We start from the raw sequence: 18,546 nt of genomic DNA, 5'->3' as shown, positions 1-18,546 counted from the left end.
CCAAGACGATGGCTGACGAAATCAACTATGCCGACTTCGAGCGTGTCGACATTCGCGTTGGTACGATCGTTGAGGCAAGTCCATTTCCGGAAGCGCGTAAGCCGGCTTTCAAACTGCTGATCGACTTCGGTCCCGAAATCGGCCTCAAGAAGTCGTCAGCCCAGATCACGGTTCACTACACGCCCGAGAGCCTTGTCGGTCGGCAGGTTCTTGGTGTGGTAAACTTCCCTCCACGCCAGATCGGTCCGGTTCGCTCGGAAGTCCTGACGCTCGGTTTCGGAGATGAAGCGGGTGCGATCGTACTTGCTGCGACCGACAGGCCGGTGCCAAACGGCCAGAAGCTCATGTGATCAATGGATCTCGCGCGACAACGGGTCAGCCAGCGCGAAATCGTGGAATACCGCTTCGAAGCCTGCGCGTTGCGGTGAGCAGAATACTGGCCCGACGGCGACCTCCGCAAATGTCGGATCGAACCACGCAAGGCGTGCCATGCGCCAGTCTTCCATGCGAACCGTCCTGTATTGAATGAACAGCGCATCGCCATTCCGGGTCACCCGCACGCTCATGCGCTCGAATGTGTGGTCGACCTGGAAGGCTGACCAATCGGAGTTGCCGTTGGTCACGACGACGCTGAAATGCATGGCGCCATCGGTATATTCGATCCCGCACTTCATCCAATGCGCCGCATCAGCCCGCACCATGAGGCCCGCCTGGTCGTAGAGATGTTGGTAGTGTCCCGAGAAGCAGACTTCGGCGGTGAAATCACCTTGTCTTTGCTGGTGCAAGAAATGTCCATCGTCGCGATGGAAGCCGTAATAAGTTCCCTGCCAGAAATCGGTCTTTGATCCCGACCATACATGCAAATCCTCGCCGCGCATCTCGAAGCGGGGCGGCGGGTTCAGCCATGTCATTGAGTTCGTGTTCATGGTCATCTTTCCTCACGCGGGCAGGCGGACGGTCGCCCGCAGACCGCCGAGAGGGCTATCGCCGAGCGTGACATTGCCGCCGTGGCTTCGCGCAATGTCGCGGGCGATTGCCAGGCCGAGGCCTGTGCCCGAGGCATCGAGATTTCGCGCTTCGTCGAGCCGGAAGAACGGCTTGAAGACATCCTCGCGGTTCTTCTCGGGAATGCCCGGGCCATCATCATCAAAAGTGATCGTCAGCCACTTGGCGCTGTGCTTGGCGTTGATGTCCAGGGTATTGGCGTAACGTCGGGCATTGGAGGCGAGGTTGGTCACAAGGCGCGTGAAGGCGTTCGGGCGAACCGAGATCTCATCGTCTCCCTCGATCGCGTATGTAATTTCCTTGCCCTCGTGAAGTTCGAAGTCTGCCTCCACTCGCGCGAAAAGGTCGCTGAGCTTCATGTCGCCGACATCCTCTTCGACCTCGCTTCGGGCGAATGCCATGTAGGCCTCAAGCATCGACTGCATATCGTTGACGTCGTCGTTCAGACCGTGCAGATCGGGATTTTCGCCGGCAAGCGCCAGCTGCAGCTTGAAGCGGGTCAGGATCGTGCGCAGATCGTGACTCACTCCGGTCAGCATCGCCGTGCGCTGCTCGAGCTGGCGTTCGATGCGCTCGCGCATCAGAATGAAGGCGAGGCCGGCACGGCGAACCTCGTCCGCTCCGCGCGGGTGGAAATTGTCAGCCTTCTGGCCCTTGCCGAAGCTTTCGGCCGCGTTCGCAAGCGCAAGGATCGGACGGATCTGTCCGCGCAGGAAAAGAATAGATATGCCGATCAATACCAGCGAAGCACCGACCATCCAGACAATGAAGATGTGAGTGTTGGAAGCGTAGGTCGAACTGCGTCTTGCCAATACGCGGAGGATCTTGTCCTCGAGCTTTATGCGGACCTCGACGAGGTTGGAATCGCCCAACGTATCGATCCAGAACGGGCGCTTGATCTGGTCGCTGAGTTCGTCGCTGAGGATTCCGTCGAGAATGGAGAAGAAAGGCTTGGTGCGCGGCGTCGGCAGATCGCCATCCGGCTCTATTGATATCTGCAGGTTCAACTGGTCGCGGGCTATCCGCGTGATTTCGCTATAATCCGTATCCTGCGGGTAGGTCTCGATGATCTGGATCACCGCCGCAATGTCGCGCGTGACCGCTGCAGAGAGGCGCTGCGTCACCATCTGCCAGTGGCGCTCCATGAACAGAGCGGCAACGACAGACTGCAGCAGCACCATCGGGATAATGATGATGAGCAACGAGCGAACGTAGAGTCCTGTCGGCAGATAGAACCGAAATCTGCGCAACATCGCCCGCCAACCGCGGGCGGGCGAGCGGTCGTCGCGCCGAAGGGAGTCGAATGTCACCATATGGTCGCTGATCCTGGGGTTGCGACTGTCAATCGATGCTCAGCCGGTATCCTATACCACGAACCGTCTGCAGCCAGACCGGATTTGCGGGATCGTCCTCGATCTTGCGTCGCAGACGATTGATCTGCACATCGATGGTGCGCTCGCCGACCTCGACATCGTTGCCGATGAGCTCATGCCGCGGAATGGTATCGCCGGCGCGCTTGGCGAACAGCAGCATGATTTCCTGCTCGCGATCCGTCAGCCGCACGACTTCGGAGGCCTTCTTCAGTTCCTTGCGTGTCAGGGAGAATGTGTATGGTCCGAACATCACTTGTTCGATCTTCGGCGCATCGCTCGAGATATTCCGGCGCAGGATATTGTTGACGCGCAAAACGAGTTCGCGCGGATCGAAGGGCTTGGCCAGATAATCGTCGGCACCAGCCTCCAGCCCGGCGATACGGCTGCCCGATTCCGCCAGCGCTGTCAGCATGATGATCGGCACGCTCTTGATCGTGCGCAGACCCTTGGTCACTTCGATGCCTGAATCACCCGGCATCATGACGTCCATGATGATGAGGTCGAAATCCAAACCGGCGAGCTTGCGCTGGGCCTCAGCGCCATCCGCGGCCACCGTCACCCTGAAGCCGTTCTCGGTCAAATAGCGGTTGAGCAGGGCGCGGATACGCGTGTCGTCATCCACAACAAGCAAGTGCGCAGCGTCGTCCGAAATCACTGTCTTTGTCGCCATTCAATCTGCTCTCGAGTTTGGTCTGTTCCGCATACCCCTGAGGAAGGCCTTTATTCCTTCCCGTACCTCCGGAGAAGCACCGTCGAATGCTCTCTCAATACGGCGCGATTGCGGCTCTGCCAGAGCAAGAGCAAGCTCGCGCCCTAGCTTGGTAGGATAGAGCTTGCGCTGCCGCCTGTCTTCGGGCCCCGCAATCTGACGAATATACCCCGAATCGATGAGTTGTTTGAGCACTCTTGCAAGACTCTGCTTGGTAATCTTCAACGTATCCAGCAGATCGGCAACTGTCATGCCCGGGTTGCGGTTAACGAAATGAACGACACGGTGGTGCGCCCGCCCGAAGCCGATTTCCGCCAAGATGGCGTCGGGATCGGAAACGAAGTCACGATAGGAAAAGAACAGAAGCTCGATGATCTCAAAATCGATGGTTTCCGTGTTCTCCATCGGCAGTTTCAACGGTTCGGGCTTGCCCGCCTTCGGGCTCGTCTGGCGTGCCAATTTGGCATTTCCTTTCTTGTTGCGCACCTTGTGGGAAGCTCTCGTGAATATGTCAGTATCGGCGACATATCTTCGCGCGCTGCTAGCTTCCCCACGCGTTGCGAAGACGGAAGAAGACGCCATTCCACCGGAATTTGGACCGACTTCGCAAACTTCACAACAATGCGTAATTTCCCCTACGTGAGTGGATAAAACGTATTGGGGACAACAATCAACAGCAATGGCGTGCGGGCGCAGGGCGCGCGAGATGGATGAAGTTCGCGACGATCACGAACCGTTGACGAACGCCACATGAAAGGAATGTACTCGGCCGCGGTAGCGGCCGAGTGATCTGATGGCAAGAGAGCGGCCGATTTCCTGGAGGCTCGACCGTTTTCGTTGCTCTGTCTACCTGGCGCGAGCGGCTACCGCGCCGACGATCGTCGACAGGATACCACCGCCGATCAGGCCGCCGATACCATCGGCGATCAGGCCGGTCATTGCCGCTTCGCCGCCGACCATGCTGAGCAGCATGCCGCCGCCGATGCCACCGATTGCACCGGCGATCGTCCGGGCAACGGCATTGATTGCAACCTGCTTCAACGCGCCGCTTGCGACATTGCCGCCGACGGCGCCTGCGATCACTTGTGTGATGATAGGCAATAAGGCTTCCACGATTTCCCTCCTTCGCGTTTCCTCAAAACGCCTCTGCCGGCTGCGCGGTCTGAAAAGATCGCCAGCCATACAGGCGATCCGACGTCCGACCGGGAGCAGGGATATCGTCTGAATTTCAGTATCTTATCATGACTGAATGTAATTTGAAATGGAAAGCAACTCCTGCGGGAAGCTTCCTTGCGTCCGTCAACAAAAAAGGCGCCCGAAAGCGCCTTTTCATCTTGTGCATCGCGGTCAGTTGTAGACGTAGACGATGCGACGGGTGCCGGGATCGACAAGAACCGGGCGATCATTGATGCGGACATATCGATACTGATAGTCCGGAATTTCCTGGAACGTCACGTCATTGGGCACCGAGGCGCCGACCACGACATCACCGCCAAGACGCACGGTCTGGGCCGGGTTGGTTTGGACGTAGGTCGTGACTGTTTCCGGCGGGCTAATCGCCTCGACGGAACCGACTGGTCCAAGCAGCTCGTCACCGGGCGCCGGATCGGCAGCAACGCTTGCGGTGGTTTCATAGGTCACGACAGGAACGCCAAGTTCCGACTGGTGCTGCTCGACGACGACCGTGCTGCCAGCCTGCTCGACTTGCAGATACTGCGCATAGACCCAGCCGCGGACGCCGCCGACGTCAACCCGGCACCAGCGGCTTCCCTGGATGCAGCCATCCAACATTGCCTGCGAGCCGCGCGGCGCTACGCCGACAGCGGGATACTGAGGGCCAGGGCCGGCACGAACGTTCAGATCGTTGATGGCCGTCGCAACCATTTCCGCCTGGGCAAAACCGGCGCTTCCCACGACGATCGCGCCAGCCAGGAATAGATTTCGCTTGAAGGTCATCTCGTTTCTCCTTGTCTCATACAGGCAGGTAACGTTTGGAGTATGGCGAGGTTCCCCTTGCTTGCCCTTCGCCGGTAAACGATTGTATCGACGTGTTAAACTCCATCGCGACTGGTGACTGAACGCTGAATGGAGTAAGCCTCCCGTGACCTGACGCTGCGCCCAATAAATCGCGGCTGCGCGTCGCGACGTTTCGGACTATACGGACGCGGGATAGAGACAAGCGAGGCACTCATGGGCATGCTCCAGGCCGGTATTATTCCGGTGACACCCTTTCAGCAAAACTGCACGATCCTATTTGATCCGGAAACCAAGGAAGGCGTTGTGGTCGATCCCGGTGGGGACGTCCCAGCAATCCTGCAGGCCATCACGGCGAACGCGCTCAACATCAAGGCGATTTGGCTGACACACGGTCACCTCGACCACGCCGGCGGGGCAAAGGAACTCAAGGAGGCCTTAGGCATCGAGATCGTTGGTCCACACGAGGACGACCTTCCACTGCTGCAGCGGATTGAGATGCAGGCGCAGAAGTATGGTTTACCGCCCGGTATGCAGGACGTCGTTCCGGATCGCTGGCTGAAGGATGGCGACAAGGTTTCCTTCGGCAGCCACGAGTTCGAGGTGTATCACACTCCGGGTCACGCACCGGGGCATGTCATCTACTTCAATCGCGCGCAGAATTTCGCTCATCTGGGCGATGTCCTTTTCAACGGCTCGATCGGTCGAACGGATCTGCCGGGAGGCAATCACCAGCAACTAATCGACTCCATCCGGGACAAAGTTTTACCGCTCGGCGACGACGTCGGCTTCATTTGCGGTCACGGGCCAGGCAGCCGGATTGGCGACGAACGCCGCAGCAACCCCTTCCTGCAGGGGATCTGATCACCAAAAAACAAAAGCGCCGCTGGGAGGCGGCGCTTCGTGTTCGATTATGTAGCTAGTCGATCAGCCAGCTGTGCAGAAATGGCTGCGACCGTCGTAGCCGATATAGGTGCCGCTGCGCGGGTCGAAGGAGCGGTAGCGGTAAGAGCAATAACGCTCCCACTGCGGGGTCCATGGCTCGACGTCGGCAACCGGACGATAATAGCGAGCCGGGGCAGCGCGATAGACGGGAGCGTCTTCGTATGCCGGCTCATAAGGCGGGTCGATGTAGCGCGGCTCGTCGTAGCGCGGGGCGCTGGCAATAGCAGAGCCAACGATCAGACCGGTTGCAAGACCGACAGCGCCGCCAACGAGCGCGTCGTCGCCGCCGTGATGATGGCGATGCCAATCACCAGCCGATGCAACGCCAATCGATGACACCGTGAGGGCAGCAGCAGTTGCCGTCATGAGGAGCGCCTTGGCAAACCTATTCATTTGTCTTTCCCTGTTTTAACCGATTCCGGTTCTGCACCTTGATGATGGCAAGGTAAGGGCCGCGAGGTGAATGCAGGCTGAATGACAAAACCCGGCATCGCTGCCGGGCTTCAACTCGAATTGACAGCGTTGGCTGGAGGCTCAGCCTGCAATCTGCAGGTTGACAGCCTTGGGGCCCTTGCCGCGGCGGTCCGGCTCCGTGTCGAAGCTAACCTTCTGATTTTCCGTCAGTCCGGCCAAGCCAGAAGCCTGGACGGCAGAAATGTGTACAAAGATGTCCGCGCCGCCCTTGTCCGGCTTGATAAAGCCAAAACCTTTGTCGGTGTTGAAGAATTTTACTGTGCCAGTCTCGGCCATGCGTCAGGTCCTTTTATCTCTGCCCGCCATCCACACGGGCAGCATCACTGATATTGCCTCCTCACGGAGACGTTAGCAGGCAATTATTGAAATGTGAGAAAAAGGTCCCCTCTAGCACAACCAAGCTCACCACGGGACTGACGCCCGCTTTCTCGGAACTGGTTGACCGGAATTTTAGCGTCTCCGGCGCGCACATTCTCAAGGACTTCCCATGCTCGCAAAATGCCCGAACACGGCGAGAGTGCTGCGATTATTAAATTTTGGCAAGCAAAAGTTTTTTAACGCCTCTGTGCCGAGAAGCCCCTCTGGGCGGCATTTTCACGCCCTTAAAGCAAAAAATCGGTCGTTAGGCGCCAGAGTTTAACGGTTTACATCGTTAGCAATATAATTTGGGAGCAGATTTTCCCAAAAATGCAACGTTAACGCGACTGCGTAAAAGCTAAAGTTTTTTTCTTTTCCGGGCGTTCAACCCAAATTTGGGCTCGGTTTCAACCTGTCGGAAGCGCGACGGCGCGCTATTTCGGGCACCACTTCAACCAATAGCATCGCTGTAAACATCAGCGCGCAGCCGACATAGCCGAGTGGCGGCATGGTTTCGCCCAGCAGCAGGGCGCCAAGCGAGGCGCCAAAAAGCGCTTCGGCGGACAAGAAGATCGCCGCCTGTGAAGGGGTGGTGTAGCGTTGGCCGATAATCTGAAGCGAGAAGGCGACACCCGAGGAGAATATCCCGACATAGAGGATCTCGGGGGCAGCGGCCCATATCGCCGCCCAGCTGATTGGCTCGCTAACCACAGCGATGGCGAGGGCGCAGGCGCCGGTGATGGCAAACTGGGTCGTTGAGAGCGCCAGCGGGCGCCCGGTCTCGGACACCGTGATCCCGGCCAGCGTGATCTGTCCGGCCCAGAATATTGCGCAAACGACTGTTAGCAGGTCGCCCGTCGTCATTGCCGAGAGTTGCCCGCCGGATAGCAGGTAGATACCTGAAACGGCCATGAGCGCACCCGGCCAGATGATCCAGTGCGGAGAACGGCGTAGGAAAACGACGGCGATCAATGGCACGATGACGACATAGAGACCGGTGATGAAGCTCGAATTCGTCACCGTCGTTGTCTGCAGGCCGATCTGTTGGGTAGCGGCGCCCCCGAACAGCGCAAGGCCGGTCAGCAGATAGAGCTTGAGATGCCGCGGCGCGGTCGCAACCGGCGCCTTGCGTGCCTCGAACAGCATGAACGGCAGAACCGCTACGGCGGCGATCATAAAGCGCAGGCCAATGAACCAGAACGGGCCGATCGCCTTCATTGCCGTGGACTGCGCGACAAAGCCGCCGCCCCAGATGGCAGCTGCAAGCAATAGAAGGAGGTTCGCCTGAATGCGCGTCATTTCGTTCTCGGTTCGGGAGAGAGTGTGGCCGAGCGTTAGCAGTTGCCTTTCGTTTGAGCAAGGGTGAAGAATGTCGCTATTCCTTGCAGCGCAGAGAGCAAACGGATTACCACGAAAGCGGTTTCATCGCTGGACGAAAAAGCTGCGGCACGGCAGCAGGGCGATGCGCCGGCGGGATATTCGGGCAGATCGCTCACGCGAAAGCTGGGCTTGAGGGCGGGGCAGGCGACATTGCTGATCGGCGTGCCCGAGATTGCCGAGATAGAAACCTTTGGGCATTTCTCCTCGATCGAGACAGCGTTGCCATCAGGGGTCGAGCGTCGCTTCGACTACATCCACGTTTTCGAAACGGGCCGGCCAGTCCTGGAGGATATGGCTTTAGCTCTCTCAACCGCTGTGAAACCGGACGGGATGCTATGGATTTCCTGGCCCAAGAAAGCCGCGCGGGTTTCGACGACGGTCACCGAAGACGTGCTGCGAACGATCTTCCTGCCTCTGGGCATGGTCGACGTCAAAGTCTGCGCTATTGACAAGACATGGTCCGGCTTGAAGTTCGTGATCCGAAAGGACCTGCGCGCCGGGCTATAGGCCTCCCACTAGCCATTGTTGGCTGGCGCTCGGGAGATTCTCAGCAACGAACCATCGTCCTCGTCCGTAAGGATCAGCAAAGCGCCGTCAGGGGCAACGACCACATCCCGCATCCGGCCATAGGAACCGTCGAACATTCGCTCCTCGGCGACGAAAGCGCCGGTACCGTCGCGCTGCATTCGCGAAAGCAGCTGGAATTTCAGCGCGGCGACCAGAAAGTTGCCGTCCCATTCGGGAAACATCTTGCCGCGATAAATTGCCAGGGCACCCGGCGCTATGGACGGGTCCCAATAGTAGAGAGGTTGCTCAAGTCCTTCCTTGGCAGTGCCTTCGCCGATCTCCGCTCCGGAATAGTCGCGGCCATAGGTTATGATTGGCCAGCCATAGTTCTTGCCCGGCTCGATGGCGTTGATCTCATCACCGCCGCGGGCGCCGTGCTCAACGGTGTAAAGCTTGCCGTCGGCGGCATCAAAAGCGATGCCCTGCGGATTGCGGTGGCCTTTCGACCAGATTTCCGGGAGCGCCTTGGCGCCATCCTTGAAGGGATTGTCATCGGGAATGCTGCCATCGGCATTGAGGTGGATGATGGAGCCGGCGTCATCCTTCCAGTCCTGGGAACGATCCCGGTCGCCGCGGTCACCGATGCTGATGAACAGCGAGCCATCCTTGGCGAAGGCGATGCGGGAGCCGTACTGGATATTGCCGCTGGTGAAGCGCTTCATCGCGAAGATGGATTTGACGTCATTCAGCCTTGTGCCGTCTTTTGACAGCGTGGCACTGAACACCTCCGTGCCAGAGCCGCCTTTGGCTCTTGTCGCAGCCGTCAGGAATATCTTTCGGCTTGTTGCGAAATCAGGCGCGAGCGCAACGTCCATCAGGCCGCCTTGGCTGCGGGCGCTGACCTCAGGGACGCCGGCAATGGGGGCGGAGAGCTTGCCGTCACGGACGATGCGCAGCCGTCCCGGTCTCTCGGTGACGAGATACGAGGCGTCGGGGAGCACCTCCACTGCCCAGGGGTGTTCAAGCCCTGTTGCAATCGTATCGACCTGCACCTCGACCGCTTTCGTCTTGACGATATCGGCCGCAAGGCCTGCGGAGGCGGCAAAGATCGCGGTTGCCAAGAGAAATCCGAATTGAAGCTTTGGAGGTGCTGTCATGGTTCGTCCCGTTGCCTGTCCCAGTCAACGTGGAGCGCCGCGCACCTGCTTCAACCTCACTCCACTTGGAATAACGGCTTTGTGTTTGTCGACGATATCGCGCCGGTCGGCCGTGGATCGACGAGTTCCGCCTCGACGATATAGCGCAAAGGACCGCGTTCGGTCGCACCGAATGGCCAGCAGGTCGCAAGCACGAGATGGCGGCCTTGCGCTGCCGGGTCGATGCCGCTCTGATCCCAGGGCACGATACGGCCTTCGCCTGCCTTGAAGGTCAGGACTTTGCCGTCGCGCCGTGTGACCTCGATCTCGTCGCCCGGTTTGACGTCCTTCAGCCATCGGAAGTGGGTGTCGCGATGGGCGGCGATGACGGAGGTTCCCTCGTCGCCGGGTTGGGGCGTATTGGCGAGCCAGGCGGGACCGAAAGCCAGCGCCTCTCCGGAAGCTCCAGAAAGAACAATCGCATGCTTGCCGAGGCGCGGCGCGGTTACCTCTGCCTCGGTCGTGAAATCCGCCCAGGGCCAGGGTTTGGTGTCTTCGCCGCGAAGCTCGGCAGCAAAGGCGCGCTTCAGGAGGATTTGCGACAGTTCGGCCTTGGCCTTGATGTAGACTCCGTCGGCAACCAACACCGTTCCGTAGAGTGCGAGCGCTGCGATGCCGGCGGCAATGGCTTTTTCGACCATAGAAAGACGCGGTAGCAGCGCGCGGCTTTTTTGCTCGCTCGTCACATCGTAAGCGGTCGCTGCCGCTGTCGCCATGGCGAGCTCGAGATAGGTTGGAAGTGGGCCGAATTCGTCCGCTTCCTGGTTTCGCAGCCCGGCTCGCGACATCATACGCGTCATGATTTGGCTCCTGCAAAGATGCCTCGTACGCGGCGGCGCCAGATGGCAAGCCCGCTTGCCGCAATCAGCGCGGTGAGAAGCATGACGATTCCTTTCAGGATCTGTTCGTCCGCGCGCGTTGCCGTTTGCGGCAGCTTTACCGAAGCGGATTTCTGGGCGATCAAGCCAGCTGCCTTTGCCGTCGGGGCGGCGGCCATTCGGGATGCTGTCAGCTGCGCAAACTGCTGTTGGGGCGCTGCCATCGCGTGATCGGGCGGGCTCGCAGGTGCGGGCAGGGCTTCTTCTCCTACGACCTTTTCGAAATCCCATCCATCGGGCAGGTTGAGCGGCAGCTTTGCCGAGCCGACGGGTTCGCCGGCCGGACGGGACGGCGTGACGTCGACCGCGACAAGGCTGGTCACACGTGAGACGAGGTGATGGGCGAGCGCTACCGTCTCGATGTCCTTGTCGAGCGACGCGCGGTCCTGCCTCTCGTAGGCAAGGGCTTCGAGATCATCGATCTTGCGCCGCGCCCAGAGCTTCGAAATGCCTTCGCCATTGGCGGCGTTGGCGATATCCATGTCGATGCGCCAAGGCTGAATGCCGGTTTTGCCTATGATCTGCAGTTTACCCGCGGGCTTTTCCTCCGGCAGTTCGGCAGTGAGGATGACCGGCTCACCCGTGTAGAGGTCAGGCATAGGGTTCGGCGTGATATCCTCGGCCCTTATGCCGTCGAACGTAGCTGCAATATCGGTCATCGCCGGGTTCTGAAGCTTTGCGAACAACTCTCCCATGCGGCTTGCGACCTGATCCGTCGAGCCGATCTGGGTGAACGTGCCGCGTCCTGTTTCGGCAGCCTTGGTCATGAAGTAGGAGTTCGGCGCCGAGCCGATGCCGACGGTGAAGACGCGGGCGTCGCCGCGGTTCTGGTTGATCTCGGCGAAGAGCTGCTGCTCGTTGCCGATTGCGCCGTCCGTCAGGAACACGACCTGACGAAGCGCTCCGTTTGCGACCGGACCTTGGTTGCGCAGGGCATCCTGCAGTGCCGGCAACATTTCGGTGCCGCCGTCGGCGGTCAGCCCGCGCACGTAGGCAATGGCTTTCTCGCGATTGTCGGGCGAGGCGGCGACGAGACCGTTGAAGTAATCAGTCATGGTGTCGTCGAAGCGGATGACATTGAAGCGGTCATCCGGATTGAGCTTCGAGATTGCGAGTGCCAGGCTTTCCTTGGCCTGCTCGATCGCCGGGCCTGACATGGAGCCGGAATTGTCGATGACGAAGACGACCTCGCGCTTGGCCGTAGGCTGGGATGCATCCAGTATTGCCGGTGGTGTCACGAAGGCGAGCAAATAGGTCTTACCATTGACGACCTCGCGGAAAAGCCCGGCGCTCGGCGTCTTGCCTGGCGCGGCCTTCCAGGTGAGCTCGAAGTCCTTGTCAGCAGCAACGCTTTCACCTTTGAGCGAGATCATACGGTTCTGGTCACCGTCCTGCTTGATGTCGACGTCGTGGAACGAAGACTTCACGTCGCCAAGCGGGAAGCCGGCCTTGAGATCGACGGTGAGCGCGACGGGATTGATCTTTGCATTCTCGTGTGGATCGAGGATAGGCGCTTCGATCTTCTCGCGATTTTCCACCGGATCAACGGGGGCCGCAAAACCTGCGCCATTGTTGAACTCCACGGCCTGGACAATCGGCGCAGGATTGTAGCGCGGGGCGACGACCATCGGAAAGCGCAGCGAGAATTCGCCGCCGGACTGATGGATCGCCTGCTGGTATTCGATCTGCACGACAATCGTTTCGCCCGGGCCGATGTTGGCGACCTGGTTGGTGAAGATGTTTGGGCGCTGCTGCTCGAGCAGAGCGGCCTTCTTGCCTTCGGCCTTTGCCTGTTCGTAGATTTCGCGCGCTTCCTGGCGCGGCTTGATCTGCCCTTCGATGAAGCGTTCGCCGATCTGCATCTTCAGCACGTCGACGGCGGAGTTTTCCGGCAGCGGAAAGACGTAGGTGCCCTCAACCCAGCCCTTACTCGGGTTCTGGAAACGTTGCGTGACCTTGACACGAGCAATGGGGCCGGAAACATCCACATGCACATCGGTCTTCAGGCGCGGGGCCTCGACGAAGAAACCGGGCTCCTTGGCTGGAAAGAGCAGCGAGCCGCTATTGACGTCGTTCGGTCGAACGAGTCCGGCGAGTTGCTCGACCTTCTGCTGGCTTTCTTCGGCATAAACCGTCGTGACGAGCCCGAATGTCATAAGGATCGACGCGGCGAGCGCTACGAATGCAACCAGCAATGAGATGGATACGCGGCGGGCGCGGAGGCGCCTTATGACGAACTCGTCTTCCAGAAACATGGGTATGCCCTCAATAACCAATGTCGGATGCCACAAAATGCGGCTTCGATCTCGGCGCGCTCGCGACCGAATTGCGGCATGCCGCGGCATTTGTTGCGGCCAATTCGTGGCAAAGTCGGAAAATGGCGAAGTTTTTGATTTCAGGGCGTAAATCCGGCTGTCTTCAGAAGCTGAATCAACTTCTTCGCAAAATGATTCAGCAGGCTGCGGGGATGATGTCGCGAATCGGCGATTTTGTGAGCTGACTGATCACGAAGAATCATCGGCGCCATCACGCCTTTGCGCTTGAAATGCCTGCTTACATTGGACATAGAGCTTAGCGCAGAATTCCGGTCCCGGCCTTCTGCCCAAATCAACCGTATAGGACCGATATCATGGCCTTTCTTGCCGATGCTCTTTCCCGTGTGAAGCCTTCAGCCACCATCGCCGTTTCCCAGAAAGCGCGCGAGCTGAAAGCGAAAGGACGCGATGTGATCGGCCTTGGTGCCGGAGAGCCGGATTTCGATACGCCTGACAATATCAAGAAGGCTGCCATCGACGCGATCAATCGCGGCGAGACGAAGTACACGCCGGTCTCCGGTATCCCTGAGCTGCGCAAGGCAATTGCCGCGAAGTTCAAGCGCGAGAATGGCCTGGAATATTCCTGGGAGCAGACGATCGTCGGCACGGGTGGTAAGCAGATCCTGTTCAACGCCTTCATGGCGACGCTGAACCCGGGCGACGAAGTCGTGATCCCGGCGCCATACTGGGTGTCCTACCCGGAGATGGTTGCGCTGTGCGGTGGTACCCCGGTAATCGTCTCGGCGACGCAGGAAAACAACTTCAAGCTCCAGGCTGCCGACCTCGACAAGGCGATCACGCCGAAGACGAAGTGGTTCATCTTCAACTCGCCGTCCAACCCATCGGGTGCTGCCTATACGCATGACGAACTCAAGGCTCTGACCGACGTGCTCCTGAAGCATCCGCATGTCTGGGTGCTGACCGACGACATGTATGAGCATCTGACCTATGGCGACTTCAAGTTCGTCACGCCCGTCGAAGTCGAGCCGAAGCTCTACGACCGCACGCTGACGATGAACGGCGTCTCCAAGGCATACGCGATGACCGGCTGGCGTATCGGCTATGCAGCTGGCCCGATCGAGCTGATCAAGGCGATGGACATGATCCAGGGCCAGCAGACCTCGGGTGCGACGTCAATCGCCCAGTGGGCCGCCGTCGAGGCGCTCAACGGTACGCAGGATTTCATCCCTGTGAACAAGAAGATCTTCGAAGGTCGCCGTGACCTCGTCGTCTCGATGCTGAACCAGGCGAAGGGGATCACCTGCCCGTCGCCGGAAGGCGCCTTCTACGTGTATCCGTCCTGCGCCGGCCTGATCGGCAAGACCGCACCATCGGGCAAGGTGATCGAGACCGACGAAGATTTCGTTTCGGAGCTGCTGGAAAGCGAAGGCGTTGCCGTCGTTCATGGCTCGGCCTTCGGCCTCGGCCCCAACTTCCGCATCTCCTACGCGACCTCGGAAGCGTTGCTCGAGGAAGCCTGCAAGCGCATCCAGCGCTTCTGCGGCGCTTGCAAGTAAGCTTCGATCTGCGCGCTGATGTGTTAGAACCCGCCAGAAACGGCGGGTTCTTTTTTGCAGGCTAGCAATTCAATCTTCGCTAACAACTGTCGCTTATCTGTCGGGCGAATTTCCTTGGCTCTGATGTTTTCGGGATCATGACCATCCATCTCGATTTGGCGACTGTTCTCCTGCTGCACCAATGTTCCTTTCTGGTCGGTGCAGTCTGCTTCGTTTACATGCGCATTCAATCGCGGGGCGGCGAAGGCTTAGGGGCACTCGCGGCGGGCTATTTTGCGCTTGCTCTGGCCTCGGCTCTGGCCGGATTGGGCGAGCAGCATTTGTTGTCGGTTCCGGTTTGGGGTTTCGGCAGCATCGTCCTCGGCATGACGGGGTACGCACTCTTCTGGATCGGCATCCGCCGGCTGAGCAGCAGCAAGTTTCGGCGCATGGATTGGGCAGCGCTTGCCATTCCGCCCCTGGCGGCCGTTGTTGCGGTGGCAACGCAATTTCACGTTACAAGCTATTTGCGGGGCAGTGTCGGCAACGCTTTTGCGTTCGCGTCGCTAATGGCTTCTGCCGTTTGTGTGCTGGGGGATGGCGCGCGTGAGCGGTTGCCAGCGCGGATACCGCTCGCCGCCTCGATTGGCCTGGGTGGGCTGCTTGCATTGATGGTAGTCGTCGGTCTCCTCGCACGCGACGTCGCGCCGATGACACCTATATGGGCCTTCTTCTTGCGGATCATGTCGCAATTCGCGGTCGCGCTATTCGTTGTCATCCTTGCCACGGAGCGAACCGAAGCAGAGTTGCGGCGTGTCGCCGAAACGGACATGCTGACCGGCATCGGCAATCGGCGCTGGTTCATGTCACGGCTACCACGCACGGCGCTGAAAGGCAGCGCGTTACTGCTGATGGATCTGGATTTCTTCAAACAGGTGAACGACCGTTTCGGTCATGATGCCGGCGATACGGTACTCGTATCGTTTGCAGGAGCGATCAGCCGCACCATGCGGGCGGGCGACAGCTTCGGTCGGCTGGGTGGAGAAGAATTCGGCGTGTACTTGCCAAAGGCTGCGCCCAGTGAAGCACTCGCTATAGCGGAGAGCATTCGCAAAGTCGTGCGTACTCTTGTCGTTGAATGTGGCGGCGAACAGATATCGCTTACGGTGAGTATCGGCGTCGCTGCCGTAGAGGAAAGCCAACCTTCCTTGACTGATTTGATCAAGACGGCCGACGCCGCGCTCTACGCGGCGAAGGATTCTGGGCGCGATCGTTCAGTTCTATTCGAGCCCGGCATTCGTGCCGCTGCCTGACGATCTGTCGTTTAGTTCGTTCAGAGACCGAGCGCCGATAGCATCAGGAACGTCGCGAAAAGAATGAAGTGCGTCATGCCTTCGATGGCGTTGGTTTCGCCGTCGTTGAGATTAATCGCCGCCGCAATCAGCGTAATCGCTACCATAACGGTCTGTACCGGCGTCATCGCCATGATGAAAGGCTGGCCGGTGTAGAGGGCGATCGCCTCCATGACAGGGACCGTCAGGATGACGGTGGACAACGAGGCGCCCATGGCGATGTTCACGGTCGCCTGCATGCGGTTGCGCAGAGCGGCACGGAGCGCGGTGAGGATTTCGGGCGCAGCCGAAATCGCAGCCACAACGATGGCGGTAAGCGCGACTGGGGCGCCAGTGTCTCGCAAGCCTTCCGTCATGAAAGTCGACATGAATTCCGCCAGGAGGCCGATGATGACGACCCCGATCAGGATTGTTGCAATCGAGACCATCGTGGAGTCTTCGGCCGAGTGTTCCTCGGCGTCCGTCTTCTTCCGCTCTCCCCGCGGGTAGGCATAGCTGAAGAAGTAGCTGTGCTGACCGACTTGCATACGCAGGAACAAGCCGTAAAGCGCGATCATCGCCACGATGGTGAAGGCGGAATAATAGTGCCATTTGTCGTCGGGCACGAATTCCGGAACGATCATCGAGATGCCCATGGCGGTGAGAATCATGACGCCGTAGGTTTTGCCAGAATTGTCGTTGTAGGGTTGCTCGCCGTGCTTCAAGCCGCCGAGCAGAGCGGCGAGGCCGAGAATGCCGTTGATGTCGAGCATAAGGGCAGCGTAGATTGTATCGCGAACGAGGGTAGGGGAGCTTTCGCCGCTCATCATGATTGCGAGGATGATGACCTCTACGGCAACCGCCGACAGCGTCAGGATCATCGTTCCGTAGGGATCACCGACCTTGATTGCCAGGATCTCGGCATGATGGGCGACGCGAACGGAGGCGACGACGATCGTGGCAACAAGCGCTACGGCCGCGATCAGCGACATGCCACGCCCCATTTCAAGGACGGTATGTTCCGAGAAATACGCGACGACGGCGACGGCCATTGCCAACACAAGGAACATTTCGTCTTTCAGTCGCGACACGATTTGCACGAAAAGCTCCGACTTTGATTCATCCAAGAAGTCTAAAGCGATGATTTTGCATGGCAAGCGAGCATGGTAGCCAGTGCGTTTGCAGTCTTGAGAATTTAATGGAATACTAACGCATCGGTCAGCCGGAAGCACATCGCGGCGCCCACTCGTCTCTTGCAACGCGGCCCGCGCAGAACTGGATGCATCCGGTCCGCATTGGAGCGCGAACAAGAAGAAGAGGAGTGAAATGCATGGTCAAGGTGGTCTACGAGGTCGTGCCTCACGACGGGGGCTGGGCCTACCGGTTGGGTGGTGTGTATTCCGAAGCATTCCCGACACATTCCGAAGCGCTCGAAGCAGCCCGTATCGTTGCGGCCGAACAGCAGGTCGGCGGTGATTCCGCAGAAATCAGCTGGCAGGATGACAAGGGAAAATGGCATGAGGAGTACGCCGAAGGCGGGGACCGGCCAGAGACCGAGGTGGTCGACGGAACGTGGAAAAGCCATTCCAGCGAAACTTCGCCGCGCGCATGACATGGTGCCTGATCGCCAATGCGATGATCAGCGCCGGCGCTTGCGCGCCGTTTCTCCCACGTAATTCATCAGGCCGTCTACAAGCGCGTCGAACGTGACGCGGTAGCGGCGTGCGGTCTTCGTTCCCTCGTGCATGACGACCCATGTGTCGAGCGGTATGCGGAAATGCTCCTGCAGGACGGGCAAAAGATCCGGGTCCCTGGCAGCAAGCCCCGCCTGGCAAATTCCTATCCCCATGCCGGCGCGAATAGCAGAGATCTGCGCAAGCGGGTTGTCGCTCTTGAAGGTGAAGGTGAGCCCCTCAGGAATAGGAAAGCGCGTTATCATGGTTCTGATGTAGGCCGTCGGGCGGTCGAAACCGACAAAGCGATGTCGTGTCAGGTCGGCCATCTCCTGCGGCACTCCGTGTCGCTCGAGATAGCGACGGTGGGCGTGGAGGCCCAGCGGTATCTCCCCTATATGGCGGGCGACAAGCTGATCCTGGACTGGCTCCGCCATCCGAACGGCGATATCTGCCTCGCGGGTAAGAAGGTCCTCGATGGCATCCGACGCAGAGAGTTCGATGTTGAGGTCGGGGTAAGCCGCGACGAGTGGTGCAAGAATGGGCGGAAGCACTTCCACGCCGATCACTTCGCTGGCACTTATCCGGACAGTGCCGGCAACTCGCTCCCGATGTCCCGAGGCCGTGCGCAGCAGCGCGGCCGATGTTACGGCCAGGGCTTCGGCGTAAGGCTTCAATTCAAGGGCTGCGTCGGTGGGCAAGAGACCGTTCGGCGAGCGGACGAAGAGTTGTGAGCCGATTGCCTCCTCGAGAGCATCGATGTGGCGCCCAACCGTCGGCTGCGTGAGGCCCAGATTGCGGGCTGCTGCCGAAAGCGATCCGTATTCGAGAACGGCGAGCAAGGTTCGGTAGAAATGCCAGTCGGGTTCCTTGTTCATGGATTTATGTATAGCGGCAGCACGAATTTCGTCAATTTCGTTTATGTGGGAATAT

The 18,546-nt window shown here is 59.2% G+C and carries 21 protein-coding genes; 7 read left to right on the top strand and 14 right to left on the bottom strand.

Translation table 11 applies throughout. The features are described 5' to 3' along the window. Positions 1 to 8 precede the first annotated feature (8 nt). Positions 9 to 350, top strand: a complete 342-nt coding sequence (locus RGCCGE502_RS13295) for a tRNA-binding protein (protein WP_016554686.1) — start codon at positions 9 to 11, stop codon at positions 348 to 350. Here RGCCGE502_RS13295 and RGCCGE502_RS13290 read toward each other — a convergent pair whose 3' ends face one another. From RGCCGE502_RS13290 to RGCCGE502_RS13265, 6 genes are all read right to left on the bottom strand, one after another. Then, positions 351 to 926, bottom strand: coding sequence for a DUF1349 domain-containing protein (locus RGCCGE502_RS13290; protein ID WP_016554685.1), 576 nt, complete (start codon positions 924 to 926; stop codon positions 351 to 353). A 12-nt stretch (positions 927 to 938) separates the two neighbouring features. Further along, positions 939 to 2,318 carry an ATP-binding protein gene (locus RGCCGE502_RS13285; protein ID WP_016554684.1) on the bottom strand — a complete coding sequence of 460 codons (1,380 nt, stop codon included), beginning with the start codon at positions 2,316 to 2,318 and terminating at the stop codon, positions 939 to 941. A 28-nt stretch (positions 2,319 to 2,346) separates the two neighbouring features. Beyond that, on the bottom strand, positions 2,347 to 3,048 hold the full coding sequence (locus RGCCGE502_RS13280; protein WP_016554683.1) for a response regulator: 702 nt from the start codon (positions 3,046 to 3,048) through the stop codon (positions 2,347 to 2,349). Further along, a complete protein-coding gene (locus tag RGCCGE502_RS13275; protein ID WP_016554682.1) occupies positions 3,049 to 3,546 on the bottom strand; it encodes a MarR family winged helix-turn-helix transcriptional regulator in 498 nt (165 codons plus the stop codon). A gap of 387 nt (positions 3,547 to 3,933) precedes the next feature. Next, positions 3,934 to 4,200 (bottom strand): hypothetical protein, encoded by a 267-nt coding sequence (locus RGCCGE502_RS13270; protein WP_016554681.1) that lies wholly within the window; start codon positions 4,198 to 4,200, stop codon positions 3,934 to 3,936. Between the two features lie 234 nt (positions 4,201 to 4,434). Further along, positions 4,435 to 5,043 carry a DUF1236 domain-containing protein gene (locus tag RGCCGE502_RS13265; protein WP_016554680.1) on the bottom strand — a complete coding sequence of 203 codons (609 nt, stop codon included), beginning with the start codon at positions 5,041 to 5,043 and terminating at the stop codon, positions 4,435 to 4,437. Between the two features lie 234 nt (positions 5,044 to 5,277). On the opposite strand from RGCCGE502_RS13265, the gene RGCCGE502_RS13260 reads away from it, so the two are divergent. After that, positions 5,278 to 5,925 (top strand): MBL fold metallo-hydrolase, encoded by a 648-nt coding sequence (locus RGCCGE502_RS13260; protein WP_016554679.1) that lies wholly within the window; start codon positions 5,278 to 5,280, stop codon positions 5,923 to 5,925. Between the two features lie 63 nt (positions 5,926 to 5,988). Here RGCCGE502_RS13260 and RGCCGE502_RS13255 read toward each other — a convergent pair whose 3' ends face one another. From RGCCGE502_RS13255 to RGCCGE502_RS13245, 3 genes are all read right to left on the bottom strand, one after another. Then, positions 5,989 to 6,399 carry a BA14K family protein gene (locus RGCCGE502_RS13255; RefSeq protein ID WP_016554678.1) on the bottom strand — a complete coding sequence of 137 codons (411 nt, stop codon included), beginning with the start codon at positions 6,397 to 6,399 and terminating at the stop codon, positions 5,989 to 5,991. Positions 6,400 to 6,540: 141 nt separating this feature from the next. After that, complete coding sequence (locus tag RGCCGE502_RS13250) at positions 6,541 to 6,756, bottom strand: cold-shock protein (RefSeq protein ID WP_007534130.1); 216 nt, start codon at positions 6,754 to 6,756, stop codon at positions 6,541 to 6,543. Between the two features lie 465 nt (positions 6,757 to 7,221). Then, positions 7,222 to 8,136, bottom strand: a complete 915-nt coding sequence (locus RGCCGE502_RS13245; RefSeq protein ID WP_016554677.1) for a DMT family transporter — start codon at positions 8,134 to 8,136, stop codon at positions 7,222 to 7,224. A gap of 105 nt (positions 8,137 to 8,241) precedes the next feature. Between RGCCGE502_RS13245 and RGCCGE502_RS13240 the strand changes: the two genes are divergently transcribed. Then, positions 8,242 to 8,724: a hypothetical protein gene (locus RGCCGE502_RS13240; protein WP_040674571.1), complete on the top strand. Its 483-nt coding sequence runs from the start codon at positions 8,242 to 8,244 to the stop codon at positions 8,722 to 8,724. Positions 8,725 to 8,732: 8 nt separating this feature from the next. Here the strand turns inward: RGCCGE502_RS13240 and RGCCGE502_RS13235 are convergent, their stop codons facing one another. Genes RGCCGE502_RS13235 through RGCCGE502_RS13225 form a run of 3 tightly spaced genes read right to left on the bottom strand, consistent with a single transcriptional unit; the run spans position 8,733 to position 13,053 of the window. Further along, the gene (locus RGCCGE502_RS13235; protein ID WP_016554675.1) at positions 8,733 to 9,881 is read right to left on the bottom strand and encodes a PQQ-dependent sugar dehydrogenase; all 1,149 of its coding nucleotides are present in this window, start codon (positions 9,879 to 9,881) and stop codon (positions 8,733 to 8,735) included. Positions 9,882 to 9,937: 56 nt separating this feature from the next. Beyond that, the gene (locus RGCCGE502_RS13230) at positions 9,938 to 10,720 is read right to left on the bottom strand and encodes a class GN sortase (RefSeq protein ID WP_016554674.1); all 783 of its coding nucleotides are present in this window, start codon (positions 10,718 to 10,720) and stop codon (positions 9,938 to 9,940) included. After that, the gene (locus RGCCGE502_RS13225; protein WP_016554673.1) at positions 10,717 to 13,053 is read right to left on the bottom strand and encodes a marine proteobacterial sortase target protein; all 2,337 of its coding nucleotides are present in this window, start codon (positions 13,051 to 13,053) and stop codon (positions 10,717 to 10,719) included. Before RGCCGE502_RS13225 ends, RGCCGE502_RS13230 begins: the two co-directional genes overlap by 4 nt. A 20-nt stretch (positions 13,054 to 13,073) precedes the next feature. On the opposite strand from RGCCGE502_RS13225, the gene RGCCGE502_RS13220 reads away from it, so the two are divergent. The 3 genes from RGCCGE502_RS13220 to RGCCGE502_RS13210 all read left to right on the top strand — a co-directional run bounded on the left by RGCCGE502_RS13220 (position 13,074) and on the right by RGCCGE502_RS13210 (position 15,922). Next, positions 13,074 to 13,298, top strand: coding sequence for a hypothetical protein (locus RGCCGE502_RS13220; RefSeq protein WP_016554672.1), 225 nt, complete (start codon positions 13,074 to 13,076; stop codon positions 13,296 to 13,298). Positions 13,299 to 13,427: 129 nt separating this feature from the next. After that, a complete protein-coding gene (locus RGCCGE502_RS13215) occupies positions 13,428 to 14,630 on the top strand; it encodes a pyridoxal phosphate-dependent aminotransferase (RefSeq protein WP_016554671.1) in 1,203 nt (400 codons plus the stop codon). A gap of 137 nt (positions 14,631 to 14,767) precedes the next feature. Beyond that, positions 14,768 to 15,922: a GGDEF domain-containing protein gene (locus tag RGCCGE502_RS13210; protein ID WP_016554670.1), complete on the top strand. Its 1,155-nt coding sequence runs from the start codon at positions 14,768 to 14,770 to the stop codon at positions 15,920 to 15,922. A gap of 20 nt (positions 15,923 to 15,942) precedes the next feature. Here RGCCGE502_RS13210 and RGCCGE502_RS13205 read toward each other — a convergent pair whose 3' ends face one another. Further along, positions 15,943 to 17,040, bottom strand: a complete 1,098-nt coding sequence (locus RGCCGE502_RS13205) for a calcium:cation antiporter (RefSeq protein WP_040674558.1) — start codon at positions 17,038 to 17,040, stop codon at positions 15,943 to 15,945. A gap of 230 nt (positions 17,041 to 17,270) precedes the next feature. On the opposite strand from RGCCGE502_RS13205, the gene RGCCGE502_RS13200 reads away from it, so the two are divergent. Then, on the top strand, positions 17,271 to 17,552 hold the full coding sequence (locus RGCCGE502_RS13200; protein WP_016554668.1) for a DUF2188 domain-containing protein: 282 nt from the start codon (positions 17,271 to 17,273) through the stop codon (positions 17,550 to 17,552). A 27-nt stretch (positions 17,553 to 17,579) separates the two neighbouring features. Here the strand turns inward: RGCCGE502_RS13200 and RGCCGE502_RS13195 are convergent, their stop codons facing one another. Beyond that, positions 17,580 to 18,491 carry a LysR family transcriptional regulator gene (locus RGCCGE502_RS13195; RefSeq protein ID WP_016554667.1) on the bottom strand — a complete coding sequence of 304 codons (912 nt, stop codon included), beginning with the start codon at positions 18,489 to 18,491 and terminating at the stop codon, positions 17,580 to 17,582. Between the last annotated feature and the right edge of the window lie 55 nt (positions 18,492 to 18,546).

The sequence above is a fragment of the Rhizobium grahamii CCGE 502 genome, assembly GCF_000298315.2.
GTDB lineage: Bacteria > Pseudomonadota > Alphaproteobacteria > Rhizobiales > Rhizobiaceae > Rhizobium > Rhizobium grahamii.
Note: the sequence above shows the minus strand (reverse complement) of the source record. Positions and strands in the feature narration are given on the sequence as shown.